We start from the raw sequence: 18351 nt of genomic DNA, 5'->3' as shown, positions 1-18351 counted from the left end.
AGATGGTTATCGGTTGTATTGGAATGATTTTCTATGGTACTATTGAACATAGTTGTGCTTACTGTGGGAGGAGGTAAGGAATGAATCGGGTCTTCCGTAATACCATTTTTTATTTACTTATTTTATTAGTAGTAATCGGGGTTGTGAGTTACTTCCAGACTTCAAACCCGAAAACAGAAAATATGTCGTACAGTACGTTTATCAAGAACCTCGATGAAGGGAAAGTTGATAGCGTATCGGTTCAGCCTGTCAGAGGTGTTTATGAGGTAAAAGGACAGCTGAAAAAATACGACAAAGACCAGTACTTTTTAACACATGTTCCTGAAGGAAAAGGAGCAGACCAGATATTTGACGCAATTAAAAAGACGGACGTAAAAGTTGATCCCGCACAGGAAACAAGCGGGTGGGTGACGTTCTTAACGACGATCATTCCGTTTGTCATCATCTTTATTCTGTTTTTCTTCCTGCTCAACCAGGCTCAGGGCGGCGGAAGCCGTGTCATGAATTTCGGAAAGAGCAAAGCGAAGCTGTATACGGAAGAAAAGAAACGCGTGAAGTTTAAAGATGTAGCCGGCGCGGATGAGGAGAAGCAGGAGCTTGTTGAGGTTGTTGAGTTTCTGAAAGATCCCCGCAAATTCGCCGAGCTTGGCGCCAGAATTCCTAAAGGCGTGCTGCTGGTCGGACCTCCGGGAACCGGTAAGACATTGCTTGCGAGAGCCTCAGCCGGTGAAGCCGGCGTTCCTTTCTTCAGCATCAGCGGATCTGACTTCGTTGAAATGTTTGTCGGTGTCGGTGCTTCCCGTGTGCGTGATTTATTCGAAAATGCAAAAAAGAATGCGCCTTGCCTGATCTTCATTGATGAGATCGACGCGGTAGGACGTCAGCGCGGCGCCGGTCTTGGCGGCGGGCATGATGAACGCGAACAGACGCTGAACCAGCTGCTTGTTGAGATGGACGGTTTCAGTGCGAATGAAGGAATTATTATTATCGCTGCGACAAACCGTGCGGACATTCTTGACCCTGCATTGCTCCGTCCGGGACGTTTTGACCGTCAGATTACGGTAGACCGTCCGGATGTCATCGGCCGTGAAGCCGTATTGCAGGTCCATGCGAGAAACAAACCGCTTGATGAGACGGTGAACTTAAAAGCAATTGCTTCAAGAACACCTGGTTTCTCAGGCGCAGATTTAGAAAACCTTCTTAACGAAGCGGCACTTGTTGCTGCCCGTCAAAACAAGAAGAAAATTGATATGCGCGACATTGATGAAGCAACGGACCGTGTTATTGCGGGTCCTGCGAAGAAGAGCCGCGTCATCTCGAAAAAAGAACGCAATATCGTGGCGTACCACGAAGGCGGTCACACTGTTATCGGACTTGTGCTGGATGAAGCCGATATGGTTCATAAAGTAACGATCGTTCCGAGGGGGCAGGCAGGCGGATACGCGGTCATGCTTCCGAGAGAAGACCGTTACTTCCAGACAAAACCTGAGCTTCTCGACAAAATTGTCGGTCTTCTGGGCGGACGCGTTGCCGAAGAAATTATTTTCGGCGAAGTCAGCACCGGGGCTCACAATGACTTCCAGCGGGCAACGAACATTGCCAGAAGAATGGTGACGGAGTTCGGCATGTCAGAAAAACTCGGACCGCTCCAGTTCGGTCAATCTCAAGGCGGTCAAGTATTCCTGGGCCGGGATTTCAACAACGAGCAAAACTACAGTGATCAGATCGCTTACGAAATCGATCAGGAAATTCAGCGCATCATTAAAGAATGTTATGAGCGTGCGAAAACCATCCTGACTGAAAATCGCGATAAGCTTGAATTGATTGCTCAGACATTGCTAGATGTGGAAACATTAGATGCGGAACAAATCAAGCATCTCGTGGATCATGGAAAACTCCCAGAGCGCAATTTCTCAGATGACCATCTTCAAAAAGACGATGTGAAAGTAAACATTCTGTCTAAAACAGAAGACGAAAAGAAAGACGAACCGAAAGAATAGTTCGCTTTCCGATATGAAAACCGCCGGCTTATACCGGCGGTTTTTTTACTGGTTCCGTTTTGTTTACAAAAGAGCCGCAGATCGTGTATGGTATTGTAGAATGTTGAAAAAGTTATGATTAGAAACTATTCAAAAGTGGTGATAGAGGTTGTTACTGGTTATAGATGTGGGGAACACCAACACCGTGATTGGTGTATATCATGATGGTGAATTAGAATATCATTGGCGTGTAGAAACGAGCAGACACAAAACAGAAGACGAATTCGGCATGCTGCTCCGCTCCTTATTTGAACATTCCGGACTTATGTTTGAACAGATCGAAGGAATTATCATCTCATCCGTGGTGCCGCCGATTATGTTCTCTTTAGAAAGAATGTGCACAAAATACTTTCACATCGAGCCGCAGGTTGTCGGCCCGGGGATGAAAACAGGTTTAAATATAAAATATGACAATCCGAAAGAAGTGGGAGCAGACAGGATTGTCAATGCCGTTGCGGCGATTCATCAGTATGGCGGCCCCTTAATTGTCGTTGACTTCGGAACGGCGACGACGTATTGCTACATTGATGAAAACAAACAATATATGGGCGGCGCGATAGCTCCCGGCATTACGATTTCAACGGAAGCGCTGTACTCGCGCGCGGCCAAGCTTCCGAGAATTGAAATCGCCCGACCGGACAATATCATCGGCAAAAACACGGTAAGCGCCATGCAGTCCGGCATCCTTTTCGGCTATGTCGGACAAGTTGAAGGCATTGTCAAGCGGATGAAATGGCAGGCCAAACAAGAACCGAAAGTCATTGCGACAGGCGGTCTTGCCTCATTGATCGCAAATGAATCAGACTGTATTGATGTTGTTGACCCGTTTCTTACTTTAAAAGGGCTGGAAATCATTTATGAGCGAAATCGCGTGGGTCACGTATAGGAGGTTAAACGATGGATTATTTAATTAAAGCAATTGCATATGACGGTAAAGTTCGGGCTTATGCAGCCAGAACGACAGATATGGTAAATGAAGCGCAAAGAAGGCATGACACATGGCCGACGGCATCAGCCGCAATCGGCCGGACGATGACGGCGTCTCTGATGCTCGGAGCGATGATGAAGGGTGAAGATAAGCTGACCGTCAAAATAGAAGGCGGCGGGCCGATCGGTGCCATCATCGCAGATGCGAATGCAAAGGGCGAAGTCAGAGCATACGTAACAAATCCGCACGTTCACTTTGACCTCAATGAACAGGGGAAGCTGGATGTGAGACGGGCGGTAGGAACGGACGGAACACTTAGTGTCGTAAAAGATTTAGGCTTGCGTGATTATTTTACGGGACAAGTAGAAATTGTCTCAGGTGAACTTGGTGACGACTTCACATACTACCTTGTTTCTTCTGAACAAGTCCCTTCATCTGTCGGTGTAGGAGTGCTTGTGAACCCTGATAACACGATTCTCGCTTCCGGCGGGTTCATTATTCAGCTTCTTCCGGGGACTGATGAGGAAACCATTTCAACAATTGAAAAGCGATTATCTCAAATCGAACCGATTTCAAAATTGATTCAAAAAGGCCTGACACCGGAAGAAATTTTAGAAGAAGTACTGGGCCAGAAACCGGACGTACTTGAGAATATGCCGGTCAAATTTCACTGTTCTTGTTCTAAAGATCGTTTCGAAGCAGCCATTTTAGGACTAGGCAAAAAAGAAATACAAGATATGATAGAAGAAGACGGAAAAGCCGAAGCGGTTTGCCATTTTTGTAATGAGAAATATTTATTTACAAAAGAAGAACTGGAAGAGCTTCGTGACGAAACAACCCGCTAGCTCTTTAGCGGGTTGTTCTATTTTAAAAAAGGGATGGGGTAGATTTTGAAACCGAGAACACTTTTGACGATTATTGTAGCGGCGCTGTTAGTATGCAGCGTGGCAGTCGCGTATAAGTTAACAAAATCCCAAGCTGCAGGGTCATCTGAAGAATCCATCGCGACAATCGGTGATAAACATATCACGCGGCAGGACTGGATGAAAAAGATGGAAGACCAGTACGGAAAATCGACCTTGGAAGACATGATTAATACACAAGTAGTGGAAGAGCTTGCGAAAAAGAATAAACTTACAGTTTCAAACAGCGAATTGGAACGTGAATTTCTTTTAATCAAAGCGGTGAATAATTCATTTTATGAAGACGATCATATTACGGAAAAAGAATGGAAAGACCAGATCCGCTACAACATTCTTCTTGAGGAACTTCTGACGAAGGACATCGATATATCGGATAAGGAAATGCAATCATTTTATAATAAAAATAAAGAACTGTATCAATTCGATGATTCCTACAGAATCCGGCACATCGTCGTCAAAAGCAAAGAAGAAGCGGACAGGGTGCTTGCTGATTTGAAAGGCGGTTCCAGCTTTGAAGCCGTCGCCGCAGAGCGTTCCACTGACAGATACACGTCTCAGTATGGCGGAGACCTCGGATTTGTGACAGAAAACCAGGAGAATATCCCGCAGGAATATATCACAGAAGCCAAAAATCTCAAAGAAAATGAATGGTCCGCTGAACCGATTAAAGTTTCTTCAGGATACGCCGTCATTCAGCTGAAAGAAAAGCTTAAAGCAAGAACTTTCTCATATAATGAAGTGAAGAGCCAAATCAGACGTCAGATTGCGATGGATCAATTAGGTGATAAGGCGACAGTCAAAACGCTGTGGAAAGAGGCGGGAGTCTCTTGGTTCTACGGGGAAAAAAGAACTAAATGATTGACAAAAAATTTTGAAATTGATAACTTATATTTATAATACCAATAAATTTAGTCGGAAATTGAGGTGTCCAACATGGTGCGTATTGCAAATTCTATTACTGAACTAATCGGAAATACTCCTATTGTGAAATTGAATCGCCTGACGGATGAAAACAGCGCAGATGTATATCTGAAGCTTGAATACATGAATCCGGGCAGCAGCGTAAAAGACCGTATCGGAGCTGCGATGATTGAAGCGGCTGAAAAAGAAGGCAAATTAAAAGCCGGCGACACAATCATTGAACCGACAAGCGGAAATACAGGAATCGGTCTTGCGATGGTGGCAGCGGCAAAAGGCCTCAGAGCCATTCTCGTTATGCCTGATACGATGAGCATGGAGCGACGCAATCTGCTGCGCGCTTACGGAGCAGAGCTTGTGCTGACTCCCGGCGCAGAAGGAATGAAGGGCGCCATTAAAAAGGCGGAGGAGCTTGCAGAGGAACACGGCTATTTTGTGCCTCAGCAATTCAACAATGCGGCAAACCCGGAGATTCACCGCCAAACGACTGGGAAAGAAATTGTAGAACAGTTTGGAGACGACCAGCTCGATGCATTCGTGGCCGGTATCGGTACGGGCGGAACCATCACGGGAGCGGGTGAAGTGCTGAAAGAAGCATATCCATCCATCAAAATCTATGCGGTAGAGCCGGCGGATTCTCCAGTTCTTTCTGGCGGAAAACCGGGTCCGCATAAAATTCAGGGTATCGGAGCGGGTTTTGTCCCTGAAACATTGAATACGGACATTTATGATCAGATCATTCCCGTCAAAAATGAGGATGCATTTGAATATGCCCGTAAAACGGCAAAAGAAGAAGGGATTCTCGGCGGTATTTCTTCCGGAGCGGCCATTTACGCGGCGCTGGAAATCGCGAAAAAACTGGGGAAAGGCAAGAAAGTGCTTGCGATCATCCCTAGTAATGGAGAGCGTTACTTAAGCACCCCTCTTTATCAGTTTGAATAGAGACATACACACGGCTCCCGGCTGTATCCGGGAGTTTTTTTGTGCCTGAAGCATCGAAAATCCAAAAAACGTTTCGAATTTTATGGTTGGAAGAGAAATTCACTTTTTTCACCAGTATGATTGCTTTAAAATAAAACTACAGAAAACGAAGCAGAGGATTGATAAGATGGCACAACGCAGACCGGCAGGAAGAAAGATACCTTTTACGAAGCAAGCATTTTTACAGCAATATGAGAACCTTTCGAAATCGAGAAAACGGCATGTTCTGCTCGAAAGCGCGAGAGGGGGAAGATTCAGTATAGCCGGTCTAGATCCGATTGCGTCCGTCAGAGGGAAAGACGGAATCACAACGATCAAGCATGAAGGGGAAACGCTGTTTAAAGAAGGTGACCCGCTGCGGGCTTTTCATGATTGGTTTGAGACGCTTGGGACGGAAACAAACGATGAGTTCCCGGATTTTCAAGGCGGCGCGATTGGATTTATCAGTTACGACTACGCCCGATACATTGAGAATTTTAAAATGCTGTCTTTAGATGATTTGGAAACACCTGATATATACTTTCTCATTTTTGATGATGTGGCCGTTTACGACCATGAGGCTGAGGCGTTATGGCTCATTACCCATACCGAAGCGGAAGAAGCCGGGCTTGCGGAAGAAAAGCTGTCCGGTTTAGAGGATATGTGGCGCTCCCGTCAAACAGGGGACGAGCCTTTTTCTCCGCTGAACCGGGAAGGAGACGGATCGTATGTCGCTCCGTTCACTGAAGAAGGATTTTCACAGGCCGTAGAACAAATTAAGCAATATATCGCGAGCGGCGATGTGTTTCAGGTTAATCTGTCCATCAGGCAATCCCAATCCTTATCCGTTCACCCGTATGAGGTGTATAAACATTTGAGAAACGTCAACCCGTCGCCTTACATGGCTTATCTTGAGACACCGGGTTTTCAAGTGATATGCGGGTCGCCGGAGCTATTGGTGACAAAAAAGGGGAAGAAGCTTGAAACAAGACCGATCGCGGGTACGCGTTCAAGAGGAAAAGACGATGCAGAAGACAAGGCGCTGGCTGATGAATTAATTCACAACGAGAAAGAACGTGCGGAACACGTCATGCTTGTTGATCTGGAGCGCAATGATCTCGGCCGCGTATCGCGCTACGGCTCCGTGCGGGTTAACGAGTTTATGGCGATCGAAAAATATTCGCACGTCATGCATATCGTGTCAAATGTACAGGGGGAGCTGCAGGACGGATATGACGCGACAGACATTATTCATGCGGTTTTCCCGGGTGGCACCATCACCGGAGCACCCAAAGTGAGAACGATGGAAATTATAGAAGAGCTTGAGCCGACAAGGCGGGGGCTTTATACTGGATCTATAGGCTGGTTCGGATTCAACGGAGATTTGCAATTTAACATTGTGATCCGGACGATCTATGCAGCCGGCGGACATGCTTTTATGCAGTCCGGAGCAGGAGTGGTCATTGACTCGGTTCCGAAGCACGAATACAAGGAATCGTTCAAAAAAGCTTTTGCCATGAAAAAGGCGTTAGAGCTGAGCGAAGAAGAGACAAAAAATTAGATGAGGTGAGCAGAGATGATTTTAATGATTGACAATTATGATTCATTTACGTACAACTTGGTTCAGTATTTGGGTGAGCTGGGGGAGAAACTGATCGTCAGACGGAATGATGAGATTACGATTGAAGAGATAGAAGAGCTGGCGCCGGATTTCTTGATGATTTCACCTGGGCCGTGCAGTCCGGATGAAGCGGGGATCAGCCTCGAGGCCATCAAACATTTTGCCGGCAGCATTCCTATTTTCGGCGTATGTCTCGGACATCAGTCGATTGCACAAGTGTTCGGCGGAGACGTCGTCAGAGCGGAGCGGCTCATGCACGGCAAAACGTCAGACATTATGCATGACGGACAGACGATTTTTAAAGGCCTGCAAAATCCGCTGGCCGCAACCCGGTACCACTCGCTTATTGTTAAAGCGGACACATTGCCGGACTGCTTTACGGTATCCGCTCAAACCAAAGAAGGAGAAATTATGGCAATCCGCCATAATGAGCTGCCTGTTGAAGGTGTTCAGTTCCATCCGGAATCCATCATGACCTCCTTCGGCAAAGAGATGCTCAGAAACTTTATTGAGACACACCGCAAGAAGGAAGTGACGGTGTGATTATATATTTGAATGGTCAATATATAGAGGAGAAAGAAGCGGCGCTTTCTCCTTTTGACCATGGTTATCTGTACGGAATCGGCGCGTTTGAGACGTTCAGGCTTTATAACGGCCGGCCGTTTTTGCCGGATGCGCATGTCGCCAGGCTCAACAGGGCGCTTCGGGATTTGCAGATTGCGTACGAGGTGAATAAACAGGAGCTGCTTGATATGCTTGCAAGCCTGTTGCTCCTCAATGACATCAAGGACGGCAGCGCGCGTGTCCGGCTTAACGTCTCGGCAGGCGTCAGTGATAAAGGATTTACCGCCCAGACTTATGACAAGCCGACCGTCCTTTGTTTCGTCAGCCGGCTTAATCCGGAAGCTTTGCCTCTTGAAAAAGAAGGCAAACTTCTCTCTGTCCGGAGAAACACACCTGAAGGATCTTTTCGGTTAAAATCCCATCACTATTTAAACAATATGTATGCTAAACAAGAAATCGGCAATGATCCGAATCTTGAAGGGATTTTTCTGACCCGAGAAGGAGATGTCGCGGAAGGCATTGTCTCCAATGTGTTTTGGCGAAAAGGAGACAAGGTCTTTACGCCATCCTTGGATACAGGCATTCTCGACGGGGTAACGAGGCAGTTTGTCATTGGTGAATTGAAACGGCAGGGGACAGAGGTTGCCGAAGGCCGGTTCCGTTTTCAATCAATGCTTGAAGCGGATGAAGCGTGGATGACAAACTCCGTGCTTGAAATTATCCCGTTTTCTAAAATAGAGGAAGTGCCGCTGCCCGGAGTGAGCGGAAAAACGGTGCAATTGCTCCGCAAGCAGTATCAGCAGGAAATAAACAAAATGAATGTAAAGGAGGAGGAACAAAATGGCGCAGCAAACGATTGAACAGCCTAAACTGATTCATACAAAAAAAGGCGCTTTATCCTATAAAGAGAAGACACTCGTTATGGGAATTTTAAATGTAACGCCAGACTCCTTCTCTGACGGCGGAAAATACGATAGTACGGAAAGAGCGCTTCTGCATGCGGCGAAGATGGCTGAAGAAGGGGCGCATATCATAGATATCGGCGGCGAATCGACAAGGCCCGGCGCATCACTCGTGTCGGCTGATGAAGAACTGTCGCGTGTAATCCCCGCTATAGAACGGATCACAAGCGAACTGGACGTTCCGATTTCAATTGATACGTACAAAGCGTCCGTGGCTGACGAAGCGGTGAAAGCGGGCGCCTCTATCATCAATGATATCTGGGGGGCGAAAGGCGACCCTGACATGGCGCCGGTAGCAGCTAAACACGGAGTTCCGATTATCTTAATGCATAATCGCAAAGAAAGAAATTATAACGATCTTATTCCTGATATGCTTGCAGATTTAATGGAAAGCGTAAAAATTGCCGCGAATGCCGGCGTTTCAGATGAAAATATGATTCTGGATCCGGGGATCGGCTTTGCGAAAAACTATGAGGACAATCTGGCTGTCATGAACAAGCTGGAAGTGTTCAGCGGGTTAGGTTATCCGCTGCTCCTGGCGACATCAAGAAAAAGATTCATCGGCCATGTGCTTGACCTCCCTCCTGAGGAACGTGCCGAGGGGACAGGGGCGACAGTATGCCTTGGCGTCCAGAAAGGCTGCGACATTGTGAGGGTGCATGATGTCAAAGAGATCGCAAGAATGACTAAGATGATGGATGCTATGTTGAACAAGGGAGGCGCGCATTATGGATAAAGTATATGTAGAAGGTATGGAGTTTTACGGATATCACGGTGTGTTCGAAGAAGAAAACAAACTCGGCCAGCGTTTCAAAGTAGACCTGACTGCCGAACTGGACTTGAGCAAAGCGGGACAAACAGATGACCTTTCTTACACTATTAACTATGCGGAGCTGTACAGCGTCTGCCGCGGCATCGTTGAGGGCGAGCCCGTCAATTTGGTCGAGACGCTTGCGGAGCGGATCGCGGACACCGTTCTTAAGAAATTTGAGCCGGTGCAGCAATGTACGGTAAAGGTTGTTAAGCCTGATCCGCCGATTCCCGGCCATTATAAATCAGTAGCCATAGAAATGACGAGAACGAAATCATGAACAACACGGCATATATTGGTCTCGGCTCTAACATGGGCGACCGTGAACGTTACTTGCGGCGGGCAGTGGCCATGCTCGGCCGGCATGATGACGTGACGGTGTCAAAGGTATCCTCCATATATGAGACTGATCCCGTGGGTTATGAAGATCAAGATCAGTTTCTCAATATGGCCGTTGAAGTGAAGACGTCATTAACTCCTTTCGAACTTCTTGACGTGACGCAGAGCATTGAAGCTGAATTAGGCAGAACGAGAGAAATCCGCTGGGGGCCGCGAACGGCAGACCTTGACATTTTGCTGTATAATCGTGAAAATATTGAAACAGAGCGGCTGATTGTTCCGCATCCGAGAATGTACGAGCGCTTATTTGTCCTTGCGCCGTTAAAAGAAATTTGTCCGCAGGCGGATCATATCACGATCAGCGATGAAACAAACCAAGAAGGTGTAAGCGTATGGAAGCAGAAATCTGGGGTAGACGAATTCGTGCATTCAGAAAGCTGAAGGGGTATACTCAAGAAGGGTTTGCAAAAGCGATAGGTATTTCAGTTTCCATTCTCGGCGAGATTGAACGCGGAAACCGTTTGCCGTCAGCTTCGATCATTCGTGACGCTGCTGATGCTTTAAATATAAGCGCGGAGGAATTGGCTCCGCCTGAAAATGCAGGAAAGGAGGACGAATAGTGTTTAAAATCGGTGATATTGAATTAAAAAACAGAGTGGTTCTTGCTCCGATGGCCGGAGTCTGTAACGCCGCATTCCGTCTTACCGTTAAAGAATTCGGAGCGGGACTCGTATGTGCGGAAATGGTCAGTGACAAAGCCATTCTGTACAACAACGCGAAAACAATGGGAATGCTCTACATCGAGGAGAGAGAAAAACCTCTCAGCCTGCAGATTTTCGGAGGGAAGAAAGAAACCCTTGTAGAAGCGGCTAAGTTTGTCGATCAAAATACGACGGCAGATATTATTGATATTAACATGGGATGCCCTGTGCCGAAGATTACAAAATGCGACGCGGGAGCAAAATGGCTTCTCGATCCGAATAAAATTTATGAAATGGTATCCGCAGTAGTAGATGCTGTTGATAAGCCCGTAACGGTGAAGATGAGAATGGGCTGGGATGAAGATCACATTTATGCCGTGAAAAACGCCCAGGCTGTTGAACGCGCCGGCGGAAAAGCTGTTGCGATGCACGGACGCACAAGAGTGCAAATGTATGAAGGCACTGCGAACTGGGATATCATTAAAGAAGTAAAGCAATCCGTCTCTATTCCTGTGATCGGAAACGGCGATGTCAAAACGCCTCAGGACGCGAAACGCATGCTCGAGGAAACCGGTGTTGACGGCGTCATGATCGGCCGTGCCGCACTCGGCAACCCGTGGATGATTTACCGTACGGTTCAGTACCTTGAAACCGGTGAGTTAAAAGACGAACCGAAAGTCCGTGAAAAAATGTCAGTATGCAAACTGCACCTTGACCGCCTGATTAACTTAAAAGGTGAAAAGGTAGCGGTAAGAGAAATGAGAAAGCACGCTGCATGGTATTTGAAAGGCGTAAAAGGCAATGCGAATGTTCGCAATGAAATCAATCAATGTGAGACAAGAGAAGAGTTTGTACAACTTTTAGATGCATTTACGGTTGAAGTTGAGACGAAAGAGCTTCAAAACGCAAAAGTAGGATAATACTCACCTCTATTTGCTGCTCACTGCTAGTTTTGTGCTGGCAGTTTTTCTGCTTTTTTCATGAAACAATATCTGTAATGGAGTGATAACAATGAGTCAAGAAGAGCAAAATCATGAGGAATTGAACGACCAGCTGCAAGTCAGACGCGATAAAATGAACCAGCTGAGAGAAAACGGCATTGATCCTTTCGGCGAACGCTTCGAGAGAACACATCAATCTCAGCAGATCATTGACGCCTACCAAGAGCTTTCTAAAGAAGAACTGGAAGAAAAAGCGATTGAAGTTACCATTGCAGGCCGTATGATGACAAAGCGCGGAAAAGGAAAAGCCGGCTTTGCCCACCTGCAGGACTTAGAGGGTCAAATTCAAATTTACGTAAGAAAAGACAGTGTCGGCGAAGAACAATATGAAATCTTTAAATCCTCAGACCTCGGAGACGTTATCGGCATCACCGGGAAAGTTTTCAAAACAAACGTAGGCGAGCTGTCTGTCAAAGCGACATCTTTTGAATTGCTGACAAAAGCACTGCGTCCTCTTCCTGATAAATATCATGGATTAAAAGATGTTGAACAGCGTTACCGTCAGCGCTATCTTGACCTGATCGTAAACCCTGACAGCAAACAAACATTTATCACACGCAGCAAAATCATCCAAGCGATGAGAAGATACTTAGATGACCATGGATACTTAGAAGTCGAAACACCTACAATGCACAGCATACCGGGTGGAGCGTCTGCGCGCCCGTTCATCACGCATCATAACGCGCTGGATATGCCTCTTTATATGCGTATTGCGATTGAGCTTCATCTGAAACGCCTGATTGTCGGCGGGCTGGAAAAAGTCTACGAAATCGGACGCGTGTTCCGTAATGAAGGTGTTTCTACACGCCACAACCCTGAATTCACGATGATCGAACTGTATGAAGCGTATGCCGATTATAAGGACATTATGAGCCTGACGGAAAACCTCGTTGCACATATTGCGCAGGAAGTACTGGGAAGCACCACGATCCAGTACGGTGAAGAGCAGATTGATCTGAAACCTGAATGGAAACGACTCCATATGGTAGATGCGGTCAAAGAAGCTACAGGCGTAGATTTCTGGAATGAGATGACTGTTGAAGAAGCGCGCGGCCATGCAAAAGAACATGGTATCGAGATCACAAACTCAATGACGGTGGGCCATATCATTAATGAATTCTTCGAACAAAAAATTGAAGAAACACTCATTCAGCCGACATTTATTTACGGCCACCCTGTAGAGATTTCGCCTCTTGCTAAGAAAAATCCTGAGGATCCGCGCTTTACAGACCGTTTTGAGCTGTTTATCGTCGGCCGTGAGCACGCTAACGCATTTACGGAGCTGAATGACCCTATCGACCAAAGAGAACGCTTTGAAGCACAATTAAAAGAAAGAGAAGAAGGAAACGATGAAGCGCATATGATGGATGAAGACTTCGTTGAAGCTCTTGAGTACGGCATGCCGCCGACCGGAGGATTAGGTATCGGCATCGACCGCCTTGTCATGCTGTTAACAAATGCTCCGTCTATCAGAGACGTTTTATTATTCCCTCAAATGAGACATCGCTAATAGAAGGGAAGGCGCCGTTTCTGCATATCGCAGTACGGCGCTTTTTTAGAAACAAGCCGTCCATAAAGCTTTTTTGATTTTCTTTTAAAAAACTATTGCACTATTATTTGTGAGGTGGTATATTATTATTCGTTGCCGCTAAACAAGGCGCTGACGAAAAAAAGAAATTTAAAAAGTTATTGACTTCAAGAGATTGATAAGATATAATAATAAAGTCGCTTGAACGAAAGACAAAATGATCTTTGAAAACTAAACAAGACAAAACGTACCTGTTAATTCAAAGTTTTAAATAAATCGCACAGCGATGTGCGTAGTCAGTCAAACTAAGGTCTGCACGATGCAGATCACACAGACGTTACTGCAGGATGCAGTGAACTTAGTCTGTGATCCATTTATCGGAGAGTTTGATCCTGGCTCAGGACGAACGCTGGCGGCGTGCCTAATACATGCAAGTCGAGCGGACAGATGGGAGCTTGCTCCCTGATGTTAGCGGCGGACGGGTGAGTAACACGTGGGTAACCTACCTGTAAGACTGGGATAACTCCGGGAAACCGGGGCTAATACCGGATGGTTGTTTGAACCGCATGGTTCAGACATAAAAGGTGGCTTCGGCTACCACTTACAGATGGACCCGCGGCGCATTAGCTAGTTGGTGAGGTAACGGCTCACCAAGGCGACGATGCGTAGCCGACCTGAGAGGGTGATCGGCCACACTGGGACTGAGACACGGCCCAGACTCCTACGGGAGGCAGCAGTAGGGAATCTTCCGCAATGGACGAAAGTCTGACGGAGCAACGCCGCGTGAGTGATGAAGGTTTTCGGATCGTAAAGCTCTGTTGTTAGGGAAGAACAAGTGCCGTTCAAATAGGGCGGCACCTTGACGGTACCTAACCAGAAAGCCACGGCTAACTACGTGCCAGCAGCCGCGGTAATACGTAGGTGGCAAGCGTTGTCCGGAATTATTGGGCGTAAAGGGCTCGCAGGCGGTTTCTTAAGTCTGATGTGAAAGCCCCCGGCTCAACCGGGGAGGGTCATTGGAAACTGGGGAACTTGAGTGCAGAAGAGGAGAGTGGAATTCCACGTGTAGCGGTGAAATGCGTAGAGATGTGGAGGAACACCAGTGGCGAAGGCGACTCTCTGGTCTGTAACTGACGCTGAGGAGCGAAAGCGTGGGGAGCGAACAGGATTAGATACCCTGGTAGTCCACGCCGTAAACGATGAGTGCTAAGTGTTAGGGGGTTTCCGCCCCTTAGTGCTGCAGCTAACGCATTAAGCACTCCGCCTGGGGAGTACGGTCGCAAGACTGAAACTCAAAGGAATTGACGGGGGCCCGCACAAGCGGTGGAGCATGTGGTTTAATTCGAAGCAACGCGAAGAACCTTACCAGGTCTTGACATCCTCTGACAACCCTAGAGATAGGACGTCCCCTTCGGGGGCAGAGTGACAGGTGGTGCATGGTTGTCGTCAGCTCGTGTCGTGAGATGTTGGGTTAAGTCCCGCAACGAGCGCAACCCTTGATCTTAGTTGCCAGCATTCAGTTGGGCACTCTAAGGTGACTGCCGGTGACAAACCGGAGGAAGGTGGGGATGACGTCAAATCATCATGCCCCTTATGACCTGGGCTACACACGTGCTACAATGGACAGAACAAAGGGCAGCGAAACCGCGAGGTTAAGCCAATCCCACAAATCTGTTCTCAGTTCGGATCGCAGTCTGCAACTCGACTGCGTGAAGCTGGAATCGCTAGTAATCGCGGATCAGCATGCCGCGGTGAATACGTTCCCGGGCCTTGTACACACCGCCCGTCACACCACGAGAGTTTGTAACACCCGAAGTCGGTGAGGTAACCTTTATGGAGCCAGCCGCCGAAGGTGGGACAGATGATTGGGGTGAAGTCGTAACAAGGTAGCCGTATCGGAAGGTGCGGCTGGATCACCTCCTTTCTAAGGATTTTAACGGAATATAAGACCTTGGGTCTTATAAACAGAACGTTCCCTGTCTTGTTTAGTTTTGAAGGATCATTCGATTCTTCGAGATAATGTTCTTTGAAAACTAGATAACAGAAGTAATTCACATTCAATTGTAATGCAAGATATCACGTAGTGATTCTTTTTAACGGTTAAGTTAGAAAGGGCGCACGGTGGATGCCTTGGCACTAGGAGCCGATGAAGGACGGGACGAACACCGATATGCTTCGGGGAGCTGTAAGCAAGCTTTGATCCGGAGATTTCCGAATGGGGAAACCCACCACTCGTAATGGAGTGGTATCCATATCTGAATACATAGGATATGAGAAGGCAGACCCGGGGAACTGAAACATCTAAGTACCCGGAGGAAGAGAAAGCAAATGCGATTCCCTGAGTAGCGGCGAGCGAAACGGGATCAGCCCAAACCAAGAGGCTTGCCTCTTGGGGTTGTAGGACACTCTGTACGGAGTTACAAAGGAACGAGGTAGATGAAGAGGTCTGGAAAGGCCCGCCATAGGAGGTAACAGCCCTGTAGTCAAAACTTCGTTCTCTCCAGAGTGGATCCTGAGTACGGCGGAACACGTGAAATTCCGTCGGAATCCGGGAGGACCATCTCCCAAGGCTAAATACTCCCTAGTGACCGATAGTGAACCAGTACCGTGAGGGAAAGGTGAAAAGCACCCCGGAAGGGGAGTGAAATAGATCCTGAAACCGTGTGCCTACAAGTAGTCAGAGCCCGTTAACGGGTGATGGCGTGCCTTTTGTAGAATGAACCGGCGAGTTACGATTCCGTGCAAGGTTAAGCAGAAGATGCGGAGCCGCAGCGAAAGCGAGTCTGAATAGGGCGCATGAGTACGTGGTCGTAGACCCGAAACCAGGTGATCTACCCATGTCCAGGGTGAAGTTCAGGTAACACTGAATGGAGGCCCGAACCCACGCACGTTGAAAAGTGCGGGGATGAGGTGTGGGTAGGGGTGAAATGCCAATCGAACCTGGAGATAGCTGGTTCTCTCCGAAATAGCTTTAGGGCTAGCCTCAAGGTAAGAGTCTCGGAGGTAGAGCACTGATTGGACTAGGGGCCCCTACCGGGTTACCGAATTCAGTCAAACTCCGAATGCCGATGACTTATCCTTGGGAGTCAGACTGCGAGTGATAAGATCCGTAGTCGAAAGGGAAACAGCCCAGACCGCCAGCTAAGGTCCCAAAGTATACGTTAAGTGGAAAAGGATGTGGAGTTGCTTAGACAACCAGGATGTTGGCTTAGAAGCAGCCACCATTTAAAGAGTGCGTAATAGCTCACTGGTCGAGTGACTCTGCGCCGAAAATGTACCGGGGCTAAACGTATCACCGAAGCTGCGGACTGTTCTTCGAACAGTGGTAGGAGAGCGTTCTAAGGGCTGTGAAGCAAGACCGGAAGGACTTGTGGAGCGCTTAGAAGTGAGAATGCCGGTATGAGTAGCGAAAGACGGGTGAGAATCCCGTCCACCGAATGCCTAAGGTTTCCTGAGGAAGGCTCGTCCGCTCAGGGTTAGTCGGGACCTAAGCCGAGGCCGAAAGGCGTAGGCGATGGATAACAGGTTGATATTCCTGTACCACCTCCTCACCATTTGAGCAATGGGGGGACGCAGGAGGATAGGGTAAGCGCGGTATTGGATATCCGCGTCCAAGCAGTTAGGCTGGGAAATAGGCAAATCCGTTTCCCGTGAAGGCTGAGCTGTGATGGCGAGCGAATTATAGTAGCGAAGTTCCTGATTCCACACTGCCAAGAAAAGCCTCTAGCGAGGTGAGAGGTGCCCGTACCGCAAACCGACACAGGTAGGCGAGGAGAGAATCCTAAGGTGATCGAGAGAACTCTCGTTAAGGAACTCGGCAAAATGACCCCGTAACTTCGGGAGAAGGGGTGCTCTGTTAGGGTGCAAGCCCGAGAGAGCCGCAGTGAATAGGCCCAGGCGACTGTTTAGCAAAAACACAGGTCTCTGCGAAGCCGTAAGGCGAAGTATAGGGGCTGACGCCTGCCCGGTGCTGGAAGGTTAAGAGGAGCGCTTAGCGTAAGCGAAGGTGCGAATTGAAGCCCCAGTAAACGGCGGCCGTAACTATAACGGTCCTAAGGTAGCGAAATTCCTTGTCGGGTAAGTTCCGACCCGCACGAAAGGCGCAACGATCTGGGCACTGTCTCAACGAGAGACTCGGTGAAATTATAGTACCTGTGAAGATGCAGGTTACCCGCGACAGGACGGAAAGACCCCGTGGAGCTTTACTGCAGCCTGATATTGAATGTTGGTACAGCTTGTACAGGATAGGTAGGAGCCTTGGAAACCGGAGCGCCAGCTTCGGTGGAGGCATCGGTGGGATACTACCCTGGCTGTATTGACCTTCTAACCCGCCGCCCTTATCGGGCGGGGAGACAGTGTCAGGTGGGCAGTTTGACTGGGGCGGTCGCCTCCTAAAAGGTAACGGAGGCGCCCAAAGGTTCCCTCAGAATGGTTGGAAATCATTCGCAGAGTGTAAAGGCACAAGGGAGCTTGACTGCGAGACCTACAAGTCGAGCAGGGACGAAAGTCGGGCTTAGTGATCCGGTGGTTCCGCATGGAAGGGCCATCGCTCAACGGATAAAAGCTACCCCGGGGATAACAGGCTTATCTCCCCCAAGAGTCCACATCGACGGGGAGGTTTGGCACCTCGATGTCGGCTCATCGCATCCTGGGGCTGTAGTCGGTCCCAAGGGTTGGGCTGTTCGCCCATTAAAGCGGTACGCGAGCTGGGTTCAGAACGTCGTGAGACAGTTCGGTCCCTATCCGTCGCGGGCGCAGGAAATTTGAGAGGAGCTGTCCTTAGTACGAGAGGACCGGGATGGACGCACCGCTGGTGTACCAGTTGTTCTGCCAAGGGCATCGCTGGGTAGCTATGTGCGGACGGGATAAGTGCTGAAAGCATCTAAGCATGAAGCCCCCCTCAAGATGAGATTTCCCATTCCGCAAGGAAGTAAGATCCCTGAAAGATGATCAGGTTGATAGGTCTGAGGTGGAAGTGTGGCGACACATGGAGCTGACAGATACTAATCGATCGAGGACTTAACCATTTTTGAATGTATGCTTACTGTTATCTAGT

14 protein-coding genes and 2 rRNA genes are annotated in these 18351 nt (G+C 48.1%); all 16 read left to right on the top strand.

Annotated elements, in window-relative coordinates:
* Window positions 1-80: 80 nt before the first annotated feature.
* The 16 genes from ftsH (at window position 81) to AUL54_RS10265 (ending at window position 18322) form a co-directional block, all read left to right on the top strand.
* A complete protein-coding gene (gene ftsH / locus AUL54_RS10340; protein ID WP_004264608.1) occupies window positions 81-2000 on the top strand; it encodes an ATP-dependent zinc metalloprotease FtsH in 1920 nt (639 codons plus the stop codon).
* A gap of 148 nt (window positions 2001-2148) precedes the next feature.
* Window positions 2149-2925: a type III pantothenate kinase gene (locus AUL54_RS10335; RefSeq protein ID WP_016936538.1), complete on the top strand. Its 777-nt coding sequence runs from the start codon at window positions 2149-2151 to the stop codon at window positions 2923-2925.
* 11 nt (window positions 2926-2936) lie between these two features.
* Window positions 2937-3812, top strand: a complete 876-nt coding sequence (hslO, locus tag AUL54_RS10330) for an Hsp33 family molecular chaperone HslO (protein WP_060963762.1) — start codon at window positions 2937-2939, stop codon at window positions 3810-3812.
* Between the two features lie 45 nt (window positions 3813-3857).
* The gene (locus AUL54_RS10325) at window positions 3858-4748 is read left to right on the top strand and encodes a peptidyl-prolyl cis-trans isomerase (RefSeq protein WP_060963761.1); all 891 of its coding nucleotides are present in this window, start codon (window positions 3858-3860) and stop codon (window positions 4746-4748) included.
* 75 nt (window positions 4749-4823) lie between these two features.
* Window positions 4824-5750, top strand: coding sequence for a cysteine synthase A (gene cysK / locus AUL54_RS10320; RefSeq protein ID WP_004264603.1), 927 nt, complete (start codon window positions 4824-4826; stop codon window positions 5748-5750).
* A 166-nt stretch (window positions 5751-5916) separates the two neighbouring features.
* Window positions 5917-7329: an aminodeoxychorismate synthase, component I gene (gene pabB, locus AUL54_RS10315; protein ID WP_060963760.1), complete on the top strand. Its 1413-nt coding sequence runs from the start codon at window positions 5917-5919 to the stop codon at window positions 7327-7329.
* Window positions 7330-7344: 15 nt separating this feature from the next.
* Entirely contained in the window at window positions 7345-7932 is a 588-nt protein-coding gene (gene pabA, locus AUL54_RS10310; RefSeq protein ID WP_060963759.1) for an aminodeoxychorismate/anthranilate synthase component II, read from the top strand.
* Entirely contained in the window at window positions 7929-8813 is an 885-nt protein-coding gene (gene pabC / locus AUL54_RS10305; RefSeq protein WP_060963758.1) for an aminodeoxychorismate lyase, read from the top strand. Before pabA ends, pabC begins: the two co-directional genes overlap by 4 nt.
* A complete protein-coding gene (gene folP / locus AUL54_RS10300) occupies window positions 8794-9651 on the top strand; it encodes a dihydropteroate synthase (RefSeq protein WP_060963757.1) in 858 nt (285 codons plus the stop codon). Before pabC ends, folP begins: the two co-directional genes overlap by 20 nt.
* On the top strand, window positions 9644-10006 hold the full coding sequence (folB, locus tag AUL54_RS10295) for a dihydroneopterin aldolase (protein WP_060963756.1): 363 nt from the start codon (window positions 9644-9646) through the stop codon (window positions 10004-10006). The genes folP and folB overlap by 8 nt, the downstream gene beginning before the upstream one ends.
* Complete coding sequence (gene folK / locus AUL54_RS10290) at window positions 10003-10506, top strand: 2-amino-4-hydroxy-6-hydroxymethyldihydropteridine diphosphokinase (RefSeq protein WP_060963755.1); 504 nt, start codon at window positions 10003-10005, stop codon at window positions 10504-10506. Before folB ends, folK begins: the two co-directional genes overlap by 4 nt.
* Complete coding sequence (locus AUL54_RS10285; RefSeq protein ID WP_016936547.1) at window positions 10458-10685, top strand: helix-turn-helix domain-containing protein; 228 nt, start codon at window positions 10458-10460, stop codon at window positions 10683-10685. The genes folK and AUL54_RS10285 overlap by 49 nt, the downstream gene beginning before the upstream one ends.
* Window positions 10685-11686, top strand: a complete 1002-nt coding sequence (gene dusB / locus AUL54_RS10280; protein WP_016936548.1) for a tRNA dihydrouridine synthase DusB — start codon at window positions 10685-10687, stop codon at window positions 11684-11686. The genes AUL54_RS10285 and dusB overlap by 1 nt, the downstream gene beginning before the upstream one ends.
* A 91-nt stretch (window positions 11687-11777) precedes the next feature.
* On the top strand, window positions 11778-13277 hold the full coding sequence (gene lysS, locus AUL54_RS10275) for a lysine--tRNA ligase (RefSeq protein ID WP_016936549.1): 1500 nt from the start codon (window positions 11778-11780) through the stop codon (window positions 13275-13277).
* A gap of 392 nt (window positions 13278-13669) precedes the next feature.
* Window positions 13670-15219, top strand: a 16S ribosomal RNA gene (locus tag AUL54_RS10270).
* Between the two features lie 174 nt (window positions 15220-15393).
* Window positions 15394-18322, top strand: a 23S ribosomal RNA gene (locus AUL54_RS10265).
* Together the 16S and 23S rRNA genes form the textbook arrangement of a ribosomal RNA operon.
* Window positions 18323-18351 lie beyond the last annotated feature (29 nt).

Source organism: Bacillus sp. SDLI1, from assembly GCF_001553895.1.
GTDB classification, from domain to species: Bacteria; Bacillota; Bacilli; order Bacillales; family Bacillaceae; genus Bacillus; species Bacillus siamensis.
This window is presented reverse-complemented; position numbering and strand designations above follow the sequence as displayed.

What these genes read in the sequence shown, in the direction of transcription:
- ftsH (WP_004264608.1), top strand. Translation starts at nt 81, where the DNA reads ATGAATCGGGTCTTCCGTAATACCATTTTTTATTTACTTATTTTATTA.
- hslO (WP_060963762.1), top strand. Translation starts at nt 2,937, where the DNA reads ATGGATTATTTAATTAAAGCAATTGCATATGACGGTAAAGTTCGGGCT.
- cysK (WP_004264603.1), top strand. Translation starts at nt 4,824, where the DNA reads ATGGTGCGTATTGCAAATTCTATTACTGAACTAATCGGAAATACTCCT.
- pabB (WP_060963760.1), top strand. Translation starts at nt 5,917, where the DNA reads ATGGCACAACGCAGACCGGCAGGAAGAAAGATACCTTTTACGAAGCAA.
- pabA (WP_060963759.1), top strand. Translation starts at nt 7,345, where the DNA reads ATGATTTTAATGATTGACAATTATGATTCATTTACGTACAACTTGGTT.
- folP (WP_060963757.1), top strand. Translation starts at nt 8,794, where the DNA reads ATGGCGCAGCAAACGATTGAACAGCCTAAACTGATTCATACAAAAAAA.
- folB (WP_060963756.1), top strand. Translation starts at nt 9,644, where the DNA reads ATGGATAAAGTATATGTAGAAGGTATGGAGTTTTACGGATATCACGGT.
- folK (WP_060963755.1), top strand. Translation starts at nt 10,003, where the DNA reads ATGAACAACACGGCATATATTGGTCTCGGCTCTAACATGGGCGACCGT.
- AUL54_RS10285 (WP_016936547.1), top strand. Translation starts at nt 10,458, where the DNA reads ATGGAAGCAGAAATCTGGGGTAGACGAATTCGTGCATTCAGAAAGCTG.
- lysS (WP_016936549.1), top strand. Translation starts at nt 11,778, where the DNA reads ATGAGTCAAGAAGAGCAAAATCATGAGGAATTGAACGACCAGCTGCAA.